Source organism: Streptomyces sp. NBC_01210 (assembly GCF_036010325.1).
Lineage (GTDB): Bacteria > Actinomycetota > Actinomycetes > Streptomycetales > Streptomycetaceae > Streptomyces.
Map to the genome: position 1 here is coordinate 5,119,273 of NZ_CP108549.1, position 23,426 is coordinate 5,142,698.

Sequence of the window (23,426 nt, forward strand, 5' to 3'; positions counted from 1 at the left end):
GTGATCCTCGGGCTCGGACCGGCCAGGCACCCCCCTTTCCCGGCCGAATGCCTACCTTCGCGCGCATAGCACGCGAGCGCGCCGCCGGGCGCGGCCGGAGGAGGTGCTCTGTCCCGCTGGATTGTGCCGGCGCGCGCCAGCAGTGAATCGGACCCCCGGCGAACCGGTCGCGACACTGCGGCGCGCACTGACTCGACGCCATGTCCAAGGGCGTACTAGAGCACGATGATCACGACACCTCCGTGGTTGACGAAGAAGCGGTGGTGGTCGAAGCGGTGATCGGTGCGGTGGTCGAAGCGGTGATCGGAGCAGTTTCCGCCCCAGTCGTCGCGGTCGCCGCACCAGTTGGTGGTCACATGAGTGTGCACGGCAGGGGCTGCTGCTGCGGCCGTGCCTGCTGCGCCGATCGCAGCGCCGCCGGCCATCAGAATGCTGGCCGCGGACACCGCGGCGAGACGCCTCGCGCGTTGTGCTCGCATGATGGATGCACCTTTTCCTCCATCGTCTCGCGCAACTCTCAGCGGCACGAGATGGATAGCCGCAGCCGAAGGGGAGGAGCGGCGTGGTCGCAGGCGTCGCCTCACACATATGAGGAGCACGCCTCGCAGCCAAGATCCCCGCTGTACGGGAACCGGCTGACCGGGGCGTTTCCCCGGGTTGCGGCTCTCCTGTCAGTACGTTGACGGTCCCCTTTTGGATTGCGGGTCGGCGGGAAGTCCGCGAAGGGGCTCGCACCTCACGGGCTGCGCCGCACGGCCAAGACGCGTATGGAGGAGGTCCGTACTCCGCCGAAGCGGATGGACGAGCGCAATTTCAGCTGTCGGGGTGGCTGGATTTGAACCCAGGACCTCTTCGTCCCGCATGAGGTCAACGCAAGATCGCCACCTGCGCTGATGGCGTTTCCCCTGGTCAGGGCCTCGGCCTCGGGTGGTGTGGGGGAGTCCCGAAGGGTGCCGGGGAGCGAATCGGCTCCCAGATGGCTCCCGGCGGCTTGGTCAAGCTGTCACGGGGCGGCAGAGGCCGCGGGGGTGGCGGGTGGCGGCGGCTGTCGGGAGATGTCGGCGGTCATCCAGGTGCCGGAGCCTCCCAGGCGTGCGGCGAAGCGGCGCAGGCCGCCGTCGGCGTCGACCCAGTAGCGGGTGCGGCCCGGCGTCCCGGGTGCGGACGGCGCTGCGGGGGCGGGCGCGTCGGCGGTGCCGGGGCCGGAGAAGACCGTGACCGGGACCCCGGAGATCTTCTCGTGTCCGAGGACATGTGCGCTGCTGCGGACGAGGAGCTGGGCGTTCTCGGGCCGGTCGGAGCCGAGCGAGAGCAGCAGGAGCAGGGTGCTGTCCACGGTGGCCGAGCGGGGTTCCAGGCGACGCTCGCTCCAGCCGTCGGCCGGAGGCTTGTCGGGTCGCGGGCCGGTCCAGTTGAAGCGGGCCGAGACCGTGGTGCGGTTCCAGCGGAGCAGGTGGCGCCAGTGGGTGGGGGCTCCGGGGGTCTCGTCGCGCAGTTCCGCGTAGCCGGTGTGCGCGCGCCAGTCGAGTCGGCCGTCGAGCCGGAGGGTGCGGCCCGGCACCGGGATGGTGGCACTGACGGTTCCGGCGGCGCTGCGGTAGTTGGTGAACCGGGTCAGCGCGAGGAGCTCGGCCTGTTGCTCCGTCAGTGCCGCCCGGTCGCCGGCGGGCCGGTCGGCGGCGGGCCCGGTGCAGGCCGCCGAGGCGAGCAGCACGGCCAGCAGGAGCGCGGCCCGGACGGGCCTGCGGGTGACGCGCGGCGTCATCGGGCGGTGGTCGTCGGTCGGCTGCGGTCGGCGAACAGGTCTGCGCCGGGCAACGGTACCCGGCCGGGATCGACGGGTCCCGGCAGTCCGTCGGCGGGGGCTGCGGGCGCGGTCGCGGCGTCCGGGAGCTGGGGCTGCGCCGGCGGCGGGGCAACGTCCAGGAAGGGGATGCCGGGCGGTGCCGGGTCGGTGCGCGGCGACGGGCCGGCGGCTTCGGGATGGCCGTGCGGGCAGGCGGCGATGGACTTCAGGTCGGTGGGCAGGGTGGTGCTCAGGGTGTTGCCGTCCAGGCAGTTCCCGCGCCCCGGCGCTCGCACGGAGGCACGGTAGGCGACGTCCACGCCATTGCCGGTGAGCGTGTTCTCGCGGAGGCGGTTCTCCCTCGGGGCGAGGTCCTCGTTGGAGGCGAGTACGACGCCTGCCCGGGGGTTGCCGGTGACCCGGTTGCGAAGGAGTTCGTTGCCCTGCCCGCCGGCGATGCCGATGCCGATGCCGAAGGCGCCGTCGGCCTGTTCGGGGGTGGCCGGGTCCGCGTTGTCGGCGATCAGGTTCCCGGCGATGGTGCCGCCCTGCTGGGGGACGTACGCCTCCAAGTAGTCGGAGTTGACCGTCAGCCCGACCCGGTTTCCGGTGAAGCGGTTGCGCAGCACCCAGATGGGCCCACTGGCATTGGTCCCCTCATAGCCGATGGCGTTGTGCTCGGCGACGTTGTCGCGGACGAGGATGTGGCAGGGCTTGCACTGGCCGACGTAGAGCCCGGAGTCGGCGCTGCCCGAGGCGTGGTTGTGTTCCAGGACGCCATGCTGGGCGTTGAACGCATAGATGCCGTAGAGGCCGTTCGCGTGAGCGGTGACGTAGCGCACCCGAAAGCCCTTCAACGGGGGGAACTTGGCCGGGTCGAGGTGCCGATAGCCGTCGCTGCCCCTGGCGAGGCCGCCGTTGCCGTCGCTCATGCCGGTGACGAGCACGCCGTTGAGGAGGTGGTTGCGGACGGTCAGGTTCTCGACCGAGACGCCGGGAGCGGTGACCATCACGCCATTGGCGCGCCGACCCTGGCCGTCGATGACCACTTCGCCCCGGTCGGTGCCGCGCAGGATCACTCGTTCGGTGCGGATCCGAACGCTCTCGTGGTAGACGCCGGGCGAGACCAGAACGAGGTCGCCCGGCCGGGCCCGGTCGAGCGCGGCGTTGATGGTGTCTGACTGGGACGGCACCCGGATGGTTGCGGGAGCGGTGTTCTTGGCCGACGTCGGATCCGCCGGCAGAGCCCAACAGCCCGCGCACAGCAGCGCGGTGGCCGGCACGGCGGCGGCCAGGGCGAGGCGGCGACGGCCGGCGGAGCGGCGGCGGACGGGTGGCATCACGAAGGTCTCTTCCGGTTGCTTGCGGAGTCGATCACCACCCTAGAGTGTTCGCGTGGACACTGATTGTGACGCCGTGGTGAATTCGGAACCGTCGCCGCTGGTCCGACGCCGACTCCTGCGGGGCCTCGCGGTCGCGGTACCGGCCGTGGCGGCGGGGTGGGCGGTCGCGGGCGGCGCCCGGCGCCCGGCCGCTCGTGCTCCGGAGCCGGTCGCGGCCGGAGCCGGAGTGGCGGCAGCTGCCGCCGTACCGCCCGAGGGGTCGAGGCAGGCGGGGGTGGACCGCCCAGCGCAGCCGCAGCAGTACGCGGCCCTGGCGGTCTTCGACCTGACACCCCCCGGCGGTGCGACGACCCGGGGAGTCGGCGAAGTGCCGTACCTCGCCGCACTGTTGTCCGGTCTCGGCCGTCGGGTGCTGGATCTCTGCGGCGGCGCCGACGGGGAGCTCGGCGGGCTTGCGCCGGGGGATCTCAGTGTCACCGTCGGAGTCGGCCCGCGCCTGGTGGCGGCGGTGGACGGCCGGCTGCCCGGGGCGGCGGGGCTGCCGGAGGTGTTCGACAAGGCCGTGCCGGACCTCGCACGTCAGGGGGACCTGATGGTGCAGCTCTGCGCCGCGGATCCGCAGGTGGTGGCGCACGCCGAGCGGGTCCTGACGAGTTGGCTCGGCGAGCGGTCGGCGCGCCCGCGCTGGTCCCAGGACGGCTTCCGTCCGCCGGCTCGCGAACCCGGTCCCGTGCGCAACCTGCTGGGGTTCCTGGACGGCGTATCCGTCCCCCGTACGGACCGGGAGCTGGCCCGGGAAGTCTGGCTGGCGGGGCCCGAGCGGGTCCGCGGGGCCACCATCGCCGTGGTCCGAAGGCTGCGCCTGGACGTGGCGGGCTTCCTCGCCCAGGACGTCACGCGGCAGGAACGGGTCATCGGCCGACGGAGGTCCGACGCGGCGCCGCTCAGCGGCGGCGGTCCGGCAGCGGCTGTCGACCTGGGAGCGAAAACGCCGGACGGCAGGTACCTCGTCCCGCTGATGTCACATGTCCGGCGGGCCCATCCGGCCGCGACCGGGAGCGGGCTGATGCTGCGCCGCGGCTACAGCTTCTCCAACGGGCCCCGCGACCAGGGCCTGCTGTTCATCGCCTTCCAGCGGGAGCTGCGGACGTACGTGGAGACCCAGCGGCGGCTTGACGACGGCGACGAGCTGTCCACATTCGCCACGGCGACCGCTTCCGGCACCTTTCTGGTGCTGCCCGGGTTCTCGGCGCAACGCCCGCTGGGCTCTTCGCTGTTCGTCTGACGGCCGGGCCTTCGCAGCAGCGCCGGGAGGGATCCGTCGTCGGGCCCCTCCCGGTCTGCCGGTGCGGTGTGCGTCAAGCGGTCATGAGGCCAAGCCGGTCCGAGGCCATGAGGTCAACTGGCGACCCACAGACCCGCGTCGATGTCGTGGTTGATCGTGCCGGGCGGGCCGGTGGTGACGTCCGCCGTGGCGGTGTCCGCCTCGGGGTCGCCGCCGGCCGGTTCCGCGTCGGAGTTGGTCGCCTGGATGGGGCGGTTGTGCGGGGTCCACTGCAGATCCTGCGCCTCGTAGTCGGCGGTCGGGTCGGCCGTCGACTTGTCGAACTCCAGCGTGTACTGGGTGTTGGGGCGCAGGCCGTCGCGATGGTCGAAGTAGTACTCGCCCTTGGCGTCGGTCTTCTTGCGCGCGATCTCCTGGCCATTCGCGTCGCGAAGGATCACCGTCACACCGGGGATGCCCGCGGTCTCGTCATAGCTCTGGGTGCCGTCGGCCTTGTCGCGCCACACCCGATTGCCGATCTGGACCGGTGGCTCGTCACAGAGCAGCTCCAGGTCGCCGAGGCCGTTGGCCTTGCCGAAGCCGCCGTCGTTGGCGTAGGCGAGGCCGAGCCCCTGCTGTGACGGGTCGGAGCCGCGGTCGCCCTGCGTGCGGTCGAAGAAGCCGACACCGGTGGAGTTGATCGTCCGGACCGGGTCCATCACGGTGGCGGCGAGGCGGTCACCGCCGAGCGGCAGCGCCAGGGCGCCCTGCACGGTCTCCAGGTGGCCGGCTCCCGCGTACCACTCGTCGCCCTTGTAGAACTCGCTGCCGGTGCGCGGGCAGGCCGCGCTGCCCTCCCACTGGTACGTGCCGGTGGTCGTGCGGCAGACCCTGTAGAGGTCGCCGCCGGTCGCGATGCTCTCGACGACGTTCGACTTGGCCGGGTTGGCGTTGGGGATGACCAGCCCGGACTGGTCGCCCATGCGGTCGCGGAAGCCCAGGACCAGCGAACCGTCGCGCTCGATCTCGATGTCGCTGAGCATCGGCTGCGGGTAGGCCCACTGCGTGTTGCCGCCGTCGGGGAACTGCGTCAGGTCGTCCAAGGTCCACGGCTTCCAGTTGCCCGGGGTGGGGGCGACGGCGGGATCGCGCGGGAAGTCCAGCGGCTCGTCGACGATCGGCGTGGAGCCGAACGCGCCGGTGGCCGGGTCGAACGTCCAGACCACGCCCCGCAGTTTGCTGACGTCCTGGGTGCTCTGTGCGGAGCAGACGCCGCCCACGTACAGGACCCGGTCGCGCATGCCCAGGCCCATCGGCCGCCAGTCGGCCGCTGGGGTGCAGGCGGTGTCCGGGATGGGCAGCGGTGTGCCGACAGGCGCCGCCGTGGCGGTGTCGTAGGTGTAGAGGCTGCGGTTCTTCATGTTGACGACGTAGAGCCGGGAGCCGTCGGCCGAGATCTCGATGTCGCCGAGCGATTCCTGTCCCACCACGGCTGCGAAGTCCGCGTCCACGCGGTCCGCCTGGTTGTGGGGGGTGTTACCGGCGTTCGGCACGGTGGCGAACAGGGTGGTCGCGCCGGTGTTCCGGTCCGTCACGTAGATGGCGCCCTGACGATTACCGGGGCCGGGGCCGTAGTCGCCGTGCCGTTTGGCGTACGCGCCGGTGAAGATGCGCCGGGTCTTCTTGTCGTACGCCACGCCGTACGTGGTACCGGTCTGGGTGCCGTTGGCGAGCACCGTGGGGTTGTTGGGGTTGCCCTGGGTGTCGCCGCGGGAGGTGTAGGGGAAGCTCACCAGGGTCTTGCCGCCGGGCTTGGTGGCGGCCTGCTGGCAGGGAGTGGCCAGGTCCGGGTTGTCCTGGCAGTAGTCGTCCGGGTTCCACACCCCGAAGTCGAGCGTGGCGTCCTTGCCGTTCCTCAGGTCGACGAAGGCGAGGTGCGACGAGAGCCCGGGTCCCGCGAAGGACGGCTGGAGGAAGCCCTGCCCGGTGGCGGGATCGTACTTGTCGGCCCAGTTCAGCAGTTCGACGCTGTACCGCCCGGGGGAATTGGTCCACGTGGTGGTGTCGATCTCAACGGTGCCGTCGGCGCCGATCTGGTAGGTCCGGCACGGCGCAGGGCGGGTGAGCCGCTCGCAGAGCTTGACCGTCCCCGGGCCGTGCGGCACCTGGATGTTCGGGTTGCGGTCGCCCTTGGCGGCGAAGTCCCGGAGCAGGTTGATGGTCAGCTTGCCCTCGCCCGGCGCGGCACCGGCGGAGCCCGGAGTCCCCGTCATGGTGAGCGCGGAGGCCAGCGCGAGCGCCCCCAACCACTTTGTCTTTCTGATCACGTATATCCCCATGCTCGTCAGAGGTGCGGGGCGAAGGCCGTGGACCACTGCCAGTGCCAGGGCAGCCCGGCGGGCACGCTGACCTGGGTGCGGCCATCGCTCATGATCACAGAGTAGTCACTTGATAACGGAGAGTGTGCACGTATTGCGGCCGGGTAACCGGGGCCGGCGCCTGGTGTCCATGGCTTCTGTGAGGGTGCGAAGACCGCGGCGGTCAACTCCCGCTTGAGCGCGTCGAAGGCCGGCAGGTCGGCTCGGCCAGTCCCTCATTGCCTGCACCGGCGTTGGGCAGCGTAGAGAGTGACCACTACCTCGTAAGCCTGGTCCCACCCTCCAACCGAACGTTGCAGGTCAGCGGATCTACAGCAACGCTGCGCCCGCTTGCTGGCCGGGCACCTCCACACGCCCCGACTGACCGTGCTTGACCGCTCGATCTGGGACGGATCCGGCACGTCCGCCGAGCCCTTCCATGCCCGGCGCGAGCCGGGAAGCAGCCCTCACTCGCGATGGGTTTCGGCGCGCACACTCAGTGCTTCAGGGCGACTTTGAGGACCACTATGAGGAGGCCGAGGGCCAGGTTGACCGCCCCGGCGGCCAGTACCAGACGGCCGGTCGCGCCCGCGCGGAGCGCCGCCATCGTCGCCCAGCCGACCTGACCGGCGATCGCGACGCCGAGGCCTAGCCACACGGTCCCTTCCGGCCCGAGCCCCAGCAGCGGACTAACGGCGACCGCAGCGGCCGGTGGGACCGCTGCCTTGACGATCGGCCACTCGGCTACACACACCCGCCGGATCTCCTGGCCGCTCATTGGCGCGTGCGCGATCCTCTCCCCGAAGAGGCGGGCGAAGACATGCGCGGCCCAAAACACCACACCAGTGCAGAGCAGCAACAGAACAAGTTCCAAGCGCGGGAACGAACCGAGCGATCCGGCGCCGACCACCACCGAGGCGGCAAGCAAGGAGCCGTACACGGCTCCCGTGTAGTCGACCCGTTTCGCGGTTGCAGTCCGCGGCGGTGGACCTTCCGATGAAGTCCGGCCTCTCATGCTTCCAGTGTCGCCACGACCGGCGTCACGCTTCCACCTGAGGGTCCGGATCCGGAATGCGCTGCGCTGCAGAGTGGCGCACGCGATGAGCGTGGGTGGCGACACTGCCCCGCGTGCCTTCCAGCTCACGGCGGCTTTTAGCCGGTTCGAGCGGACCGGAGGGGCGGAGCTGGACTCCACCAACGTTCGGCGCGCGTTCCGGCAGGCCATCGTCGGCGCCGAGGGAGCTGACGCGAAGGAGTGGACGCCGAGGGAGCTGCGGCACACCTTCGTATCGCTGCTCTCCGACAGCGGGATCGGGCCCGGCACCCTGGGCGTAAGCGGCATCCGGACCGGCGGGTGTTCCAGGGCATGCTGTTCGTCCTGCACACCGGGATCGCCTGGGAACACCTGCCGCAGGAACTCGGCTTCGGCTTCGGGCATGACCTGCTGGCGCCAGCTGGCTGAGTGGACTGAGGCCGGTGTGTGGCCCCGGCTGCACGAGGCCCTCCTGGCAAAGCCGCGCAGTGTGGACGCCCTGGACTTCTCCCGGGCGGCCGTCGACGGCTCCCACATCCGGGCGTTAAAGGGGGCCCCAAGACGGGACGAAGCACCGTCGACCGGGGCAGGCCGGGCAGCAAACACCACCTGATCACCGACGCCACCGGCATCCCTCTGGCCGCCACACTGACCGGCGGCAACCGCAACGACGTCACCCAGCTGATCCCACTGCTGGAGGCGATCCCGCGGTACGGGGCAAGCGCGGCCGACCCCGCCGCCGCCCCACCGTGGTCCTGGGCGACCGCGGCTACGACCACGACAAGTACCGCCGTCTTGTCCGGGATCTGGGCGTGAAGCCGCTGATCGCCCGCCGGGGCACCGAGCACGGCTCCGGCCTGGGCGCCCAACGCTGGGTCATTGAGCGCGCGTTCGCACATCTGCACTGGTTTCGCCGCCTGCGAATCCGCTGGGAGATACGAGACGACATCCACGAAGCCTTCCTCATCCTGGGATGCGCACTGCTCTGCTGGCGACGCCTGAGCTCAGCTGTCGACCGCTAGTTTTTCTGCAGGGTGCGGGTGACACCCGCGATGACGGCGGTCGTCAGCACCCAGCCGAAGGCGATCAGCAGGTAGGCCAGCCATTGGAGGCTGCCGCTCGACCAGTACCAGGCCGTGCGCTGACCCAGACCACCAATGGGGATCAAGAGGTCCAGTGTGTAGACAAGGGGCTGGAACGGGGCGCCTTCACCCGGTTTGACCGGATTGGGGGAGTGAGTGCCGAAGGACAGTGTGCCCAGCAAGGTCAGCGCGAGGAGCCAAACGCCCGCCAGCCAGGGGCGGTAGCCATAACCGACGGTCACGTCGAGCAGGTGCGCCCACACACTCGCGGCCGGAGGCAGAGTTTGACGCCGATGGCGCTGTTTCGCCAGGAGCACCCGGCGGGCGTCGTGGTCGTGGCCGGCCTTCCGGTACCAGCTCGCCAACTGCTCATAGGGCTGAGGGTTGTAGCCCGGACTGCGTCGTATCCACGCCACGCGGCGGGCCACGGAGTCCCGCCGCCCCACTGCCTCCCGCCGCTCGCCTGCCTCGTCCACCTTGATGGAGCCGTAGACGAAGCCGTCCAGCTCCACCACGGCCGGCCAGCTGTGGTCGCTGTCGTGGAGGTAGGACACCTGCGCGCCCCGCAGGTCCACGGTGCCGGACGGTGGCCGGGCGAGGATGAAGTCGAAGTCGACTGCCTGCATCAGTAGGGCGACCAATGACGGGCCGTGGCCGTCGGGCGGCCCGTTCAGGACCGCTCCTTCAAAGGTCAGGTGGTCCGAGATCCGGGCGCCCCGCAGCCGTACGGTCCCGTTCGAGATGAACCCGTCGGAGAAGTCGAGCGTCGAGGCCACGGCGTTGTCCAGGGCGAGCGTCACCCCGCGTTGGCCGGGGCGTTCCACTAGTGCGCCCCGCATGTGCAGTCCGCCTGGCAACTGTGCCCCCATGAGACGGACTTCACCATGGGCGACGAATCCGTCCCCGCAGTAGACGCCGCCCTCCGCGACCAGTCCGCCGGCGGACAGCGCCCATTGTTCAGGTGCGATGATCTCGGCGCCGCTGAGATTCACGGCGCCGCTCACGTGGGCGTTGATGAGCGACAAGGCGGTGACCTTGCGGTGGAAGGGCGAGGCAGAGCCTCTTTCCAGGCGAGAGCGCCGCAGGTCGAGGCGTCCTTCGATACGGATCAAGCCCGCTTCCACGCCCGGCACTCGGCTGCCCACAATCGCGATCGACTGGGTCGACGCTCCGGAGAGGTCCACGCCATCCTCGAACCAGCAGTCCTCGAGCCAGAGGGGGTGAGCGATCTGCGCGCCGGCCAGGTTGAGGTGTCCGGGTATCCGCGCCCCGGCGAGCCTCAGGCACGCGACAGCTCCTGGCTGCGGGGTGTTCGCGCCCTGGAGGAGCGCCACGATCACGGTGGCCCGAACTGTCCGCCCGGAGCTCCACCGCCCACCCTCGGCGACACGGTCGTCCTCGGGCACACCCGTGCGCAGGTCCACGCGGCGTCCCTCGGGGAACGCGTCCCACAGCTCACGCTCTGGTGAAGTCAACTCGTCGTATGAGAGCACTCAGGCAGAGTAGTGATCTTCCCTCGCACTCGCCTTGCCCTACCGCGCCGCGGATCGGAGGGCGGCCCGGAGCATCGGTGTGCGCTGGCTTGGCGCGGCGCTCGGAAGGCTTCGGGGGAAGATCTTCTCCCAGATTTCTCCCAGACCCCAAGGGTCTGTCCGGTTCCGCGCCGTGGGGTACGTGCTCTACCTGCCGAACACCCATCCGCGCTGGCCCCTGCACCGTGCCGATCTCATCGAGTGCGACGAGGACCTGGTGGCGGCAGCAGGACTGCCCCAGCCGAAGGGAGAACCGGTGAACGTGCTGTACTCGCCGGGCGTCCCCGTCCGCTTCGGCCCCCCGGCACGCCTCGGCGGCATCCCGACCCCTTGAAACCACTGCGCGCCCGACGGTCGGGTCGTGAACTCGTGTCCGGGCTCCGGGTAAGTACTGGTGTCGGGACGCGCATGGGCTCACTCGTGCTCGTCTGTTCACGGGAGGGAAGACGTCATGAAGAAATTGATGGGTAGCGTTGCCACCGTCGCCGTATGCGCCGGATTCTTCGGGGTCATGGGAACGGGGACGGCCGCGGCCGCCAACACTCACAAGTTCAGCACACACCTCTGGGATCCCACCTACGGTTACGTCCAAGGCGGCGTGACCTTCCACAACCGAGATGTCGTCATCCAGGGTTCAGTGAAGTCACACACGACTGGGTGTGCTCAGGCCGAATTCGAGATCTTCGCGAACTTCACGGACGAGACGCCGTTGAAGACGGAGACGCGTACGGCGTGCGGCCGTGGGACCGGCACCAGCACCGATTTCCACTTCACTGTCGACATGCCCGCAGGTGGCGCCGCCTATCTGCTAACGAGTCTCAACGAGAACACGACCGGTAGCTGGAAATTGGTTTCGTGGGAAACAGCCAACAACACCGACCGGCTCTGACCCAGCCGAAAGCCACGGTGCCCGGACTTCACCTCACGTCCGGGCGCCGTTGGCGTTCCAGGGCGCCCCGCGCCGCAACCTGGCGGAGACTGAAGGCATGGGGTCGTGAGGAGGAGACATGTCTGTCTGGCCGTCAGTTCGTTTGGAGTGGCTCGGCCGTGCTGGAGCAGGACCCAGCTCTCTGACTGGCGGCTGATATCAGTTCTGAAGTTTCGTCATCCTCGCTTTCGAGGTCTGTTCCCACTTGTGGGGGCGCTGTCCGGGATCGTTCACCATCGTTCATCGTGGCGACCGTCCTAGATGGTTGAAAGATCGCGGACATAGTCGTACGGCCGTGAATGAGACGGAAACTGAGACGGAGGAGAGGAAGCCTCCCTGCACCCGTCACAAGGCGGGGCTGAAGCCGGAGTGGACACCGCGGGAGCTTCGGCACAGCTTCGTGTCCCCGCTCTCCGATCACGGGATCACGTTGGAGCGGATCGCGCTTCTGGTCGGCCACAGTAGCCAGGGCACCACGGAGGCGGTCTACCGCAAGCAGCTCCGTCCGGTGATCACGGAGGGGGCCGAAGCGATGGACGAGATCTTCGCCGACGATGACGAGGCGGATGCGCTCGGGGCTTGATCCATTCCCTTTGGCCCCCTGTTTGGCCCCAGAGCATGCAGAAGGCCCATTCGCGATCACGCGAATGGGCCTCTGACCTGGTGTTTCAGCTGTCGGGGTGGCGGGATTTGAACCCACGACCTCTTCGTCCCGAATGAGGTTCGGTCGCTGATCTCATCTGCACGGATGGAGTTTGCCCTGGTCAGAGACGTGGTCCTGGTTGGTCTCGCGTGGCGTGGAAGGCGTTCCGGGAGCGGGTCGGCTCCCAGATGGCTCCCAGACGAGCCATGTGACCGTCTGTCTAGGTCGGCTGTTCGTGCGGGCCCCTCGTATCGCCCTCGCTGCGATGAGTACTCCAACGGACGCGAGTCGTGGAGGATACGCGTCCTACTGGGTTAGCTGCTCGCCTACGGGGGTTCGTCAGCGGTGGAGATCCGCAGCTCGTGCTCGAAGACGACGCCTTGGCTGTCGCGGTTGAACTCTTCGCCTCGGTAGACGGCGACCCGCAGCGGCCGACCCGGATGTGCTTTTCTCGGATACCGTCAAAGCGGATCAAGCCCACCTCCCTGCTCGCCGGGTTCGACTCCGTCGGCGCGCGACGCCACACCGTCGCCACCATGAACGGGAACGAATCAGCGGGAATCAGAAGCTGGCCCGCAAGCCAACCGCGCACCAACAGGCTCCTGCTCGCTGACACTGCGGCCAGTAAGACACATTCACAGGCATTGACAGTTACTCACCGCCCCTGTGCAACGTCCCTGAGTCCGTCAAACTGCCACCTTGGGCACAGCTCACCGCACCAGGGCTACCGCGTCCTTCCACCGCTGTGAGGCGAGCGCCCTGGGAATACCCAAGCAGGTTCAGTAGCCGTCACAGTGATCACGAGAGGCCCGAAGCGAGCCACGCCTCCATCTCTGCCCTTGCCTTGGGAGCGAGCCTTGCCGCACGGACTTCACCGTTTGGGCGCAGGAGCGTGAGCTCGTAAACTCCGTAGTCTGCGAGGAGGTCCGCAGCGATGTTGCGAGCGACACCACGCAGCTGCCGGCTGTCCTCAACAAGACCCGCGAGGTAGGCGACATGATGGCTCGGCTCGCTGGGCAGCCCCGCGAAAGGCTCGGGTGGCGGAACGAAGCGTGTGCTCCCATTGATCGGAGTTCGATCGACGAAGACTGTGGTCTCGCCCGCAGTTCGAGCAAGGATGTCCACATCCCCGAAGCCGTCCGCCCAGTCGGCGTACGTTGCGATCAAGTGCAGAGCTCCAAGGATTTCGGACTCCAGCAGAGTCAGGTTGAGTTGAGGGGCACTGGGAGCCGACTCAGGCGTAGGGCTCGATGCTGACGATCGCCACACCTCACTCCTGGAGCCGAGGGCCTCTGGAAGACGGACGTTAACGGCAATCGCATCGTTCCCGACAGGGATTCCCTCTGCTGTGGGCAGGGGGGGAGCCTCCGCCTCCGGGCGGAGACTGGCGTCTTCCGTTTCGGAATTCGAGGTCGAAACCTGGCTCGTCAGCACGGCACTGGCCACCTCGATCGACGCGAAGGCGCTGCCATCGGTGTGCCAGACCGCGTGCACGCCGCCCCGTTGCATGTGCATTCGGCCGCGGCGGACATCGGGCATCCTGCCGAGCAGTTGCTGTGGGAGTGCCCGTCCTGGGGACCTCCCGAACTCCGACATCCGATTGAGGAAGCCCGTGACGTCCTGGATGAAAGACCGGTCAATTCGACGCTCCGCAAGCCCGTTGGGCACCAGGGCCAGCTCGAGTTGCACTCCGCCTGGAAGCGTGGGTTTCGCCCAGGCGGCGCCTTCCGCCAGTACTCGACGGACGCGCTCTGCCTGGTCTTCGGCGAGACGGAAGCGGTCCCGGTAGACCTGCGCGATCTCTGATTCATCGAGCCAAGCGGTTATTCGGTCTATCCGGCGGGCGTAGCTGTAGCGGTTCTGCCCCTTGCCCCCAGCGACTGGTCGAACGGCATGCGGGGCTATGGGGCTACGTGGAACGCCGATGAGGAAGAAGCCGATCCCCGGCGAAGTTGAAATGTCCGGTATTGTGCGGACGCTGAAGTCTGGAGGAAGGAAGGGGAAGACTCGGCTGCGCAGGCCGTTGTTGAACTGCACGACGATGCCGTCGTCGATGTCAACAGGCGTCAGTTGGCCAGCGCATCCCTGGGCATCTTCAGCGATCCCGATGACGATCAGTCCGCCTCGGGCATTCGCCATGGCCGTCACGTCCTTAGCCAGTTCGTCCAGGGACTCGGCGTTCTTCGCGTACGAGTTCTGCTGCTTGAAGTCGAGATCGACACCTTCCGCTACGCGCTGTGTACACAGCGTGGCGAGGTGGCTCCTGTCCAGCTCTTCGAAGGGCGCGCCAAGTAGGGCAGCGATCCTGGGAATCTTCACGGTCACGCAATCGAGCATATGAGATGACGGACCCTCATCTCGCCGTGACCGTAAAGGAGTTAACCGATAGGCTTATGATCGCCAGTAGTCGGAGTCCAGCCGGTGGGGAGCCGGCTGTGACCGCAGGTGGGGGCGCATCTTTTGTGACGACTTTCAATCCGAACGACCTGCGGCCAGGGGTGCGTGTTCGATTCCCTGGGCATGCTGAGGCCACCACGGTCGTGACCGTGAAGCCTGGCGCCTACTGGGAGTTCCTCGTTGAGGGTGCGCCCGGGGAGTACCAGCCCATCAGCCTTCCCGAGGACGAGTTGCCCGGCGTCGAGGTACTGGATGTTGGGGGCGAGCGCGGGTACGACGCGGACCCGCGGGCCTTCCGGCTTGGCGTGGAGGCCCGTCGAATCCGTGCCAGGTTTCAGCACGACATGGCCGCGCTCTCGGTGTCGAACATCGAACCACTGCCTCACCAACTGGAAGCCGTCTACGGGCATTTCCTGGAGCAACCCAGGCTCCGCTTCCTCCTGGCGGACGATCCGGGGGCGGGGAAAACGATCATGACGGGGCTCTATATCAAGGAGCTCCAATTGCGCGGTGCCGCGGACCGGGTTCTGATCGTCGCCCCTGCCAATCTCGGCTTCCAATGGCAGCGCGAACTGGACGAACGCTTCCAGATCAAGGCTCGGCGGGTCACGAGGGACACCATCGACGCCGCGCCAACCGAGAACCCCTGGGATGCCAACGGAGTCTTGATCATCTCCCGGGACCTCCTCAAGAGCGACGACATTTTGCAGACTCTCGCAGCTGCCGAACGCTCCTGGGACCTGGCGGTCCTCGACGAAGCACACGGTTACACGCTGAAAGTCAACAAGCGGGGAGCAATCGACAACCGTACGGCTCGATACAAGGCGGCTGAGGTCGTTTCAGAACGGACCGAACGACTGCTGCTGTTGACCGCCACTCCGCATTCCGGGCGCGAGGAGTCCATCTGGGGTCTGCTGCGACTACTCGACCCGGACATGTATGGAGATCGCTGTCCCGAACACGTCGAAGTGCACCCCCAGCATTACTCGAAGACATCTAAAGAGCAGATGGTAGACCTGCGCGGCAACCTTCTCTTCAAGCCGCGCACACCGCACACGGTGGCGTACGACCTGCAAGGCCCCGAATGGGATCTCTATCAGGCCGTGTCGGCCTTCATCACCGAGGGCCTCGCCGAGATCCGCGGCGAAGGCCGGGCCTCTGTCTCCGGCTTCGCGCTCACCACGATGCAGCGCAGACTGGCATCCTCGGTACGCGCCATCAGCCGGACACTGGAGCGTCGGGTGGAGAGGCTGGAGCGCGAACTGGCCGGCCCCGCGGCTGAATCTCGCTCGGCTGTCGCTGTCGGCTCCAGTCCAGCCAGCAACGACAACGTTGATCGGACCGAGGAAGAACGCTGGGCGCAGGAGGAAGCGGCACTCGCAGCGCTGCCGCGTTCACTCGAGGAGATCGCGGCTGAACTCGATGCTGTTCGTCCTCTGCTTGCGCAGGCACAGGAGACCGAGCGTCTCGGCAGTGAGATCAAGCTCAACGAACTCTGGAAGGTCCTGGAGAAGTACGGCGTCGGGGACGATGCCTCTAAGAAGCTGCTGATCTTCACTGAGCACAAGGACACGCTCGACTTCCTGCAAGACAAGCTCTCCGAGCAGTTCGACGTCGTGGTCATCCACGGCGGCATGCGGGCCGCAGAGCGTATCGCCGCCGAGCGGGCGTTCCGTGAACACGCCCAGATCATGGTGGCCACAGAGGCCGCTGGCGAAGGCATCAACCTGCAGTTTTGCCATCTCATGGTCAACTACGACATCCCATGGAATCCCAACCGCCTCGAACAGCGGATGGGGCGGGTTCACCGTATCGGTCAGACCGAAGAGGTCCACATCTTCAACCTAGTCGCGGGGAACACCAGGGAAGGGCACGTCCTGGCGACCGTTCTGAAGAAGCTCGAGTGGATGGGCAAGTCGCTCGGTGACCGAGTGTTCGACGTGATCGGAGAAGTGTTCGCCGCCTACAAGCTTCCGGAACTTCTCCAGGCAGTTGTCGCCGGAGAGCGCAGCTCGCAGGAGACGGCCGCACAGTTCGGCGCAGATGAGGGGACGTACGACCGGGAACTCCTCGAGCGGGCCGAAGAGCTGCTTGCGAAAGCCCTTGCGACAGGGCACATCGACTGGCGGCTGCAGAGGAGGCTTAGCGAACGCGCTGAGGAGCGAAGGCTTCCGCCTGACCATCTAAAACGATTCTTCTTGGACGCGATCGACTTCGCGGGGGGCAAGGCTACCCCGAGGCTCGACCACACCACTGTGCACGTGGATCGGACCCCGGACCTGTTGATAGCCAGGGACCGGGACCGGGGCACCTTGCGTCAACTCCAGCCAGCATATGAGCGGATTACCTTCGATAAATCCGTCGCGGTACGTCGTATGGCCGAGGATGCCGAACTGGGTGCGCCACGACCAGAGCTCTGCGGCCCCGGCCACTCCCTGCTCGAGAACTTGATCGATCACATAATCGAGGCCACTCACCTGCCCCTCCAGCGCGGCGCCGTCTTACTTGACCCAAGTCGGCAGAACCCTGCCGTCCTGCACCTGCTCGAGGCAGACGTGGTGGACGGGCATCGGTCGGTGGTACACCGAAGCATCGCCACCATCGGTGACACGGACGGGGTGCTCCGTGCCTCGGGCGGTGTCCTTTACGACTTTCTGTTGGGCGATAACGCGAGGCAGAAGGGTGGAGCAACCTCTCGCGCGGAGGCCGAGCTGATCGCCTGGGCCCGCCAGAACGTGTTCGAGGCCCGTGTGAAGGAGGCTCGCGCGGAGCGCGAGCACACCGCCACGATCCAGGAGGAGTTTCTGAACGCCTCGTTCAACACGGTCCTTGCCCGCCAGGAAGTCGAGTTGATGGACCTCGACGAAGACGTGGAGGCTGGAAAGCCGGGCGCCGAAGGCCGCCGCCGCAAGGTCGAACTTGCCAAGCGCACGATTCAGGAGCGCCGAAACCGGCGGCTCGCTGACGTTGCGCGCACGCGACAGGTCGACCGCGGGCCAGTGCGTGTCCTGGCACAGTGCCTCCTTCTGCCTGCCCCGACCGACGAGACCAGGGTCGACGGCAGAGGTTCTCGCTACGGTCGCGGCCTAAGCGACCCCGAGATTGAACGCATCGCAGTTCAGGTAAGCATCGACTACGAGCACGGTCACGGCGCCGTGGAGATCCGCTCTGTCGAGTCGGACAACATCGGCTTCGACCTGGTCTCCGAGCGTGAGAACGAACGGCGCTGCATCGAGGTCAAGGGCCGCGCGGGAGTCGGCGCAGTCGAGCTGACCTGGTCCGAGTACGTCACGGCGGCGAAGCTCGGCCGCGACTACTGGTTGTACGTCGTACTGGACTGCGCTGGCGATCACCCCAGGCTCTATCGGATCCAGGATCCTGCCACCGCCCTGGCCGGCAGCTTCGTCCCCAGTCATGACGTGCGCTACTCGGTCGCTCCAGGTCCCGTAGTCGACGCCGCAGAACAGGAGGCGTCGTGAGACGTGCCCTCATCGAGGAGAAGCTCCCCCTCGCCGCCGTCAACGCTGCTTCCGGTCGCGAGAAGCACCTACGCCACGGCCATATCTCGACAATGCACCTGTGGTGGGCCCGCAGGCCCTTGTCGATGGCTCGCACGGTGGTACTCGCCAGTCTTGTCCCCGACCCAGGTCCCGCGAAGCGGGCTCGGCTGCTGGCGGACATCGGCAACGCCGCGCCTTTCGCGTCGATCTCCCATGCGGCCGTTGTGGAACCCTTGCGTAGATCCCTCACGACGGCCTGGCCTGATCGGCCCCCGAAGGTGTTGGACTGCTTCGCGGGTGGCGGCGCCATCCCTCTAGAGGCTGCACGCCTCGGCTGCGATACCACCGCCGTCGACATCAACCCGGTCGCCCATCTCATCCAGAAATGCGTGCTCGAATACCCGGCGCGCTACGGCAAGGCGGACGAGCCTGGCGGCCCAAACCTTGTGGAGGAGTTCCGGACCTGGGCGGAATGGGTCAGCGTGCGAGCCGACGCCCGCCTCGAATCGGTCCTTCCACGGGTCAAGGAAGGCAACCGTGCTGCCGTCTACTTCTGGGCGCGCACTGTTCCATGCGCTGATCCTGGCTGCGCCCGAACCATTCCGCTCATTTCGTCACGCAAGCTGGCCGACTCCACGCGCAACCGGGTCCGTGTCGACTACGACATTAGCGAGGACCGGGTCGAGCTGCGCGTCGCCGAGGGAGTGGCAGCTGACGGTAGCGACTGGAAACTCGGCACCAAGACCAGCCGCGGCTCGCAGGTCACCGTCACTTGCCCGGCCTGCGGTACCGCTCGGCCGGACAAGGAGTTGCGTAGCTACGCGCGCGAGCACGGCTTCGGGAACTACCTGTACGCGGTTCTCGATATTGGGCCCACAGGGGTGCGCGTCTACCGGGAGCCGACAGAAGCGGACCGAGAGGCCATAGCGCGGGCGGACGCGTTCGTGGAAGGTCTTGACGACTATCCCGACGGGACCAGCGCGGTGCCGGACGAATCGATCATTCGATCGCAATACCGTCGCTATCCTAACCTGACCTATGGCATCGACACCTGGGCCAGAATGTTCACTGCGCGTCAGCAGCTCGTTCTCGCCGTGCTGGCACAGGGCGTTCGTGCTGCTCACACGGCAATGCTCGAACAGGGAATGGAAGAGGGGCGGGCGCGAGCACTTGCCACCTACCTCGGGCTGGCTGTCGACCGCATCGTGGACTACAACTCCACCTTCACAACCTGGCGACCCACTGTCGAGGCGCCCCGTAGCACCTTCCCGCAACAGGCAATCCGCATGGCCTGGGACTTCACCGAAGTAGACCCTTTCGGCGCAGGCCCAAGCGGATGGAGCAGCGCTGTGGGCTGGATCTCCCAATCCCTGAGTCACTGCATTACCGCCACCGCAGGCAACCCGTCCCGAGTGCAGCGGGCCAACGCTCAGCATCTTCCCTTCGATGACGGCGAATTCGACGCCGTCATCATCGATCCGCCCTACTATGACGCCTTCCAGTACGGCGATCTCTCCGACTTCTTCTACGTATGGCTAAAGCGTTCCCTCGGCCACCTCTATCCCGAGCTCTTTGCTACTTCCCTTACCCCCAAGAAGGCCGAGGTCATCCAGAACCGAGCCGACACCAAGTCAGCTGAGTACATATCCAGAACAGAGTTCGAGCAACGCCTCCAACGAGCCTTGGACGAGGTGGCCAGAGTGGTGCGCGACGACGGGATAGTCTCCCTGGTCTTCGCTCACACCGACTCCACAGCATGGGAACACCTCCTGCGCGGACTTAGGGATGCCGGCCTCGTCGTGACCACGTCGTGGCCGATGCAGTCCGAACGCGAGGGCCGCAGCACCGACAACAAGGGCTCGGTTCTTGCTTCCTCGGTTGTCCTGGTGTGTCGGAAGGTCCTGGCTGCTGAGGAGGGCTACTTCGACGATGTTGTGCGCGAGCTAGACGCGCGGATAGCCGAGCGTCTGGCTGTCTTCGACGACATGAAGCTGTCCGGGGCGGACTATTTCGTCTCTGCGATTGGACCGGCCTTCGAGGTCTTCGCGCGCTACTCCCGGGTCGTCCGATTGTCGGGCGAGGAGGTCGATGTAGAGCAGCTGATGGTCCTCGCGCGACAAGCGGTCGCCCGGCACGCGACCAGGGCGCTCACCGGAGGCGAGTCTCTCCAGGCCCTCGATGACCGGTCATTGCTGTATCTCACCTGGCGTTGGGCCTACGACAGTCAGGACATTCCCGCCGATGAGGCATACATGCTGTGCCGGGCGTTCGACCTCAGCCTCGACGCGCTCACCGCGCCAGGAGGCTTGCTAAAGAAACTCGGTAACGGGAGCGCCGGCTACCGGCTGCTTGGCCCGGACGACCGTCGCCGTCTTCCGCTGGGCCCTCGTCCCTCCTTGGTTGATGTCATGCACGCGGCCTGTCTGCTGTACGACCAAGGACGGCGTCAGGAGCTCGACGCACTACTGGGAACGACTGGCGCCGCAGCAGAACCCGCGTTCTGGGCGCTAATCACAGCAGTGGCTGAGCTGCTCCCCGAGGGAAGCCGTGAACGCACCCTCCTACTCGGCCTCGGCGGCAGTCGCGAGGACCTGGCGGAACGCGCCGCCAAGTACACGCCGGCGTTCGAAGAGCTCGCTCTCTTCGACTCAAGCACAGGAAATGGATGACCCCGCTGTGATCAGGGTGAAGAAGTGGCACGAGGTAGCGCGACCCCACGATGACATTGCAGACGGTTCCTTCGAGGAAGCCAGGTTCGCTGCCGACCTGGGGCTGGTGGCGAAGGGCGACGGACCCGCGGATTACCTGAACCCGGTTCTGTTCGCGGAGAAGACCTATCTGACTGAGAATCTCCGGGCGGCACTGGTCGAAATCGGGAACCGACTGTCTGGCGATCCAGCCGCCAACGCCGTATACCGCATGCAGACCGAGTTCGGCGGAGGAAAGACACACACCCTGCTGGCCGCGTACCACCTTTTCGGTTCTGCTCGATCGGTGAAAGACACGCAGCTCGCCCGGCAACTCGCCAAGTCAATACGGGGCGGCGCTGTCCCCCAGGCCCGAGTTGTCGTCCTCGACGGCTCTGCACTCACAGCTGACTGCAACCCCAAGGACAACGGGACTCCCGGACACACCCTGCTCGGTCACCTTGCCTACAAGCTCGGCGGCGCTCAAGCCTACGAGGCCGTTCGCACACAGGACGAGGCTCGACGCGGAACCTCCACCACCCAACTCGTGAATCTCCTCCGAGAGCACTCGCCCTGCCTGATACTGATGGACGAGACGCTGGAATACTTGGCGAAGACCCTCACTTCGGACGTACACAAGGGCTCGTTGACCGCCACGACTCTGACGATCATTAAAGAGCTGAACACTGCTGTTGCTAATGTGCCCGGCGCCTGTCTGGTGGCCACGTTGACAGCCTCCCACCTCGAAGATTTCGCCTCCGTCAACAGTGAGGACTTGTTGGAGCGGTTGTCCAAGATCTTCGGCCGGACTGAGGCCACCATCACACCTGTCGAGGGCGATGATATCTTTCCGGTTCTGCACACCCGGCTTTTCAAATCCCTTGGGTCGGCGGCCGAGCGCCGACGGGTTGCCGACGCCTATGGAACCTACTACTCCGAGCAGTTCGGCGATGCCCTTCCACCGATCTACCGAGATCCGGATTATCGTGACCGCATCGAAGCTGCCTATCCGTTCCATCCCGAGTTGATCGACATCCTCACCAATCGTTGGGGCTCGCTGTCCGGGTTCCAGCGCACCAGGGGAGCGCTGCGCATCCTCTCCCACACCATCAAAGCGCTCTACCGCGAAGGGCACGCCTCGCCGCTCATACACGCGGGTGACCTGCCGTTGCACGATCCCGGCGTCCGAGCCGAAGTTCTGAGATTCGCGGGTGAGTCCTACAAGGCCGCACTCAACGCAGACATAATTCGGCCGAATTCACGAGCGCGTCAGGAGGATAAACGCAGAGGCGGCGAAATCGCTGCACTTCGCGTGACTACAGGTCTGGCCACAACAGCCTTCGTAAGTTCCTTCAGCGCGGAGCGAGTGGTGGGCGCCTCTGATGCGCAGATGATTGTCGGCGTCGGGCGCCCAGGACTGTCTCGCGGCCAGCTGGAAGATGTGCGGGACACAGTCAAGAACATCGCCTTCTACATGCGCTATGAGGGAGGTCGCTATCGGTTCACCACGGAGCCGAACCTGAACAAGGTCATAGTCGAGCGGGAGAGCGCCATAGCGGAGACGGCAATCTCCGCCCTCTTGGCCGAGGCCACAAGCAAGGTCGCGCCCTCTTCCGAATTCTGGCGCACTATCACAGGCGTGCACGATTCTTCGGGTGTCCCTGACGTCCCGAAGTTGACCCTTGCACTTCTGGATCCGGAGAATCGCGTCGAGCAGGCAGAATCCGAAAGCACCCCTGGGCCCGTGCAGATCCTTGCGGATCGCATCCTCACCGATTTCAACCAGTCCGGTCGCACCAACAAGAACACGCTGGTCGTGATCGCCCCGGATTCCGTGGCGCTGGGGAGAGCACGCAGCCTCGCACGCACCGTCAGCGCGATGCGGGACCTGCAGGCTGACGGCCCGCGGCTCAGGCGGTTCAACCAAGAACAGCAGAACGAACTCCGCAGTCGCATCGCTCGGGCGGAGGACAGACTGCCTGCTCTCCTCGTCCTGTCGTATCGGCATGTATACATGTTGACGAACGGCATTGGTGGTTCCCCGCCTGCAGTTCTCCACCAGGATTTGGGCCCAGCCCGTGCCAGTGAGACGGTGACTGACCGTGTCACCGAACATCTCCGCGCCGGCGATGCGCTACTGGACAAACTAGCCCCTGCCGCGCTCCTCTCCGAGCGGTTCAAGTTGCTCCCATCGGAAGCAGAAGCCGTCGAGATTGAAGCGCTCCTGCATGCCTTCCAGCGCTATCCGCGCCTGCCGAAGCTGGCCTCGGCTGAGGTACTGCGCGATTGCTTGCGCGCTGGCGTGCAGCGCAGCGTGTTTGCCCTTGTGTCGGGGAGCCAGTGGCGTGCGCCTGATGCAGTAATCAGGTTGGGGGAGGACGTGATACCGGGCGAGATCGACTTCCAGCCTGGGACATGGCTGGTACGTGCCCCACTTGCGCTAGACGCGCTCGGACAACGCAACGCCTCGGTACATACAACCGCAGGTACCGGGCTGGCCGTGGCGGAGCCCTCCACAGGTCATACAGATGGATCCGACGCCTCGACGCCACCGGGCAGGGGACGTGAGCGAAACTCGGCCGCAAGCCCTACGGTCGGCGCAGCAAACACCACGAAGTCGGCGCCTGGTCCCACAGGACTTCGGTTGCGGATAGCGGGTGTGCCAGCTGACAAAGTGAGGGACGTCGTCAAGGTGGCCGTTTTGCAGTTCGCCACCCAGGGAGCCGAGGTGACGGTCGACTTTGACGTGTCGATCCGCTCACCGAAACCAATCGCGCCTCACATCATCGATCTGGTTCTCGACGAGGGCCTCGGGCAGCTGGGCTTGCGGGCAGAAAAGCAGGAAGGATAGCGGACACCCAGCCACCACCATCC

General features: G+C 66.7%; 12 protein-coding genes and 3 pseudogenes. 8 read left to right on the forward strand and 7 right to left on the reverse strand.

Annotated features, from left to right (window positions below; genetic code table 11):
- Positions 1-215 precede the first annotated feature (215 nt).
- The 3 genes from OG735_RS23295 to OG735_RS23305 form a co-directional block, all read right to left on the reverse strand.
- On the reverse strand, positions 216-479 hold the full coding sequence (locus OG735_RS23295) for a hypothetical protein (RefSeq protein ID WP_327325108.1): 264 nt from the start codon (positions 477-479) through the stop codon (positions 216-218).
- 524 nt (positions 480-1,003) lie between these two features.
- Positions 1,004-1,765 carry a hypothetical protein gene (locus tag OG735_RS23300; RefSeq protein ID WP_327325109.1) on the reverse strand — a complete coding sequence of 254 codons (762 nt, stop codon included), beginning with the start codon at positions 1,763-1,765 and terminating at the stop codon, positions 1,004-1,006.
- Positions 1,762-3,126: a right-handed parallel beta-helix repeat-containing protein gene (locus OG735_RS23305; RefSeq protein WP_327328427.1), complete on the reverse strand. Its 1,365-nt coding sequence runs from the start codon at positions 3,124-3,126 to the stop codon at positions 1,762-1,764. The genes OG735_RS23300 and OG735_RS23305 overlap by 4 nt, the downstream gene beginning before the upstream one ends.
- A 55-nt stretch (positions 3,127-3,181) precedes the next feature.
- Between OG735_RS23305 and OG735_RS23310 the strand changes: the two genes are divergently transcribed.
- On the forward strand, positions 3,182-4,414 hold the full coding sequence (locus OG735_RS23310) for a Dyp-type peroxidase (RefSeq protein ID WP_327325110.1): 1,233 nt from the start codon (positions 3,182-3,184) through the stop codon (positions 4,412-4,414).
- A gap of 113 nt (positions 4,415-4,527) precedes the next feature.
- Here OG735_RS23310 and OG735_RS23315 read toward each other — a convergent pair whose 3' ends face one another.
- Positions 4,528-6,720 carry an SdrD B-like domain-containing protein gene (locus OG735_RS23315; protein WP_327325111.1) on the reverse strand — a complete coding sequence of 731 codons (2,193 nt, stop codon included), beginning with the start codon at positions 6,718-6,720 and terminating at the stop codon, positions 4,528-4,530.
- Between the two features lie 526 nt (positions 6,721-7,246).
- Entirely contained in the window at positions 7,247-7,765 is a 519-nt protein-coding gene (locus OG735_RS23320) for a hypothetical protein (protein ID WP_327325112.1), read from the reverse strand.
- A gap of 240 nt (positions 7,766-8,005) precedes the next feature.
- Between OG735_RS23320 and OG735_RS23330 the strand changes: the two are divergent.
- A pseudogene (locus OG735_RS23330) lies at positions 8,006-8,805 on the forward strand (IS5 family transposase).
- Here OG735_RS23330 and OG735_RS23335 read toward each other — a convergent pair.
- Entirely contained in the window at positions 8,802-10,358 is a 1,557-nt protein-coding gene (locus tag OG735_RS23335; protein ID WP_327325113.1) for an oxidoreductase, read from the reverse strand. The pseudogene OG735_RS23330 and the gene OG735_RS23335 overlap by 4 nt on opposite strands.
- 175 nt (positions 10,359-10,533) lie before the next feature.
- On the opposite strand from OG735_RS23335, the pseudogene OG735_RS23340 reads away from it, so the two are divergent.
- The 3 genes and pseudogenes from OG735_RS23340 to OG735_RS23350 form a co-directional block, all read left to right on the forward strand.
- A pseudogene (locus OG735_RS23340) lies at positions 10,534-10,731 on the forward strand (DUF2071 domain-containing protein); the annotation flags it as partial.
- Between the two features lie 117 nt (positions 10,732-10,848).
- The gene (locus OG735_RS23345; protein ID WP_327325114.1) at positions 10,849-11,286 is read left to right on the forward strand and encodes a hypothetical protein; all 438 of its coding nucleotides are present in this window, start codon (positions 10,849-10,851) and stop codon (positions 11,284-11,286) included.
- A 391-nt stretch (positions 11,287-11,677) separates the two neighbouring features.
- Positions 11,678-11,908, forward strand: a pseudogene (locus OG735_RS23350) (tyrosine-type recombinase/integrase); the annotation flags it as partial.
- 858 nt (positions 11,909-12,766) lie between these two features.
- On the opposite strand, the gene OG735_RS23355 reads toward OG735_RS23350, so the two are convergent.
- Positions 12,767-14,293, reverse strand: a complete 1,527-nt coding sequence (locus OG735_RS23355; RefSeq protein WP_327325115.1) for an AlbA family DNA-binding domain-containing protein — start codon at positions 14,291-14,293, stop codon at positions 12,767-12,769.
- Positions 14,294-14,514: 221 nt separating this feature from the next.
- Here OG735_RS23355 and OG735_RS23360 point away from each other — a divergent pair, with 221 nt between their 5' ends.
- Genes OG735_RS23360 through OG735_RS23370 form a run of 3 tightly spaced genes read left to right on the forward strand, consistent with a single transcriptional unit; the run spans position 14,515 to position 23,403 of the window.
- Complete coding sequence (locus tag OG735_RS23360) at positions 14,515-17,844, forward strand: helicase-related protein (RefSeq protein WP_327325116.1); 3,330 nt, start codon at positions 14,515-14,517, stop codon at positions 17,842-17,844.
- On the forward strand, positions 17,841-20,534 hold the full coding sequence (locus tag OG735_RS23365) for a DUF1156 domain-containing protein (RefSeq protein ID WP_327325117.1): 2,694 nt from the start codon (positions 17,841-17,843) through the stop codon (positions 20,532-20,534). Before OG735_RS23360 ends, OG735_RS23365 begins: the two co-directional genes overlap by 4 nt.
- 7 nt (positions 20,535-20,541) lie before the next feature.
- Positions 20,542-23,403 carry an ATP-binding protein gene (locus OG735_RS23370; RefSeq protein WP_327325118.1) on the forward strand — a complete coding sequence of 954 codons (2,862 nt, stop codon included), beginning with the start codon at positions 20,542-20,544 and terminating at the stop codon, positions 23,401-23,403.
- Positions 23,404-23,426: the final 23 nt, after the last annotated feature.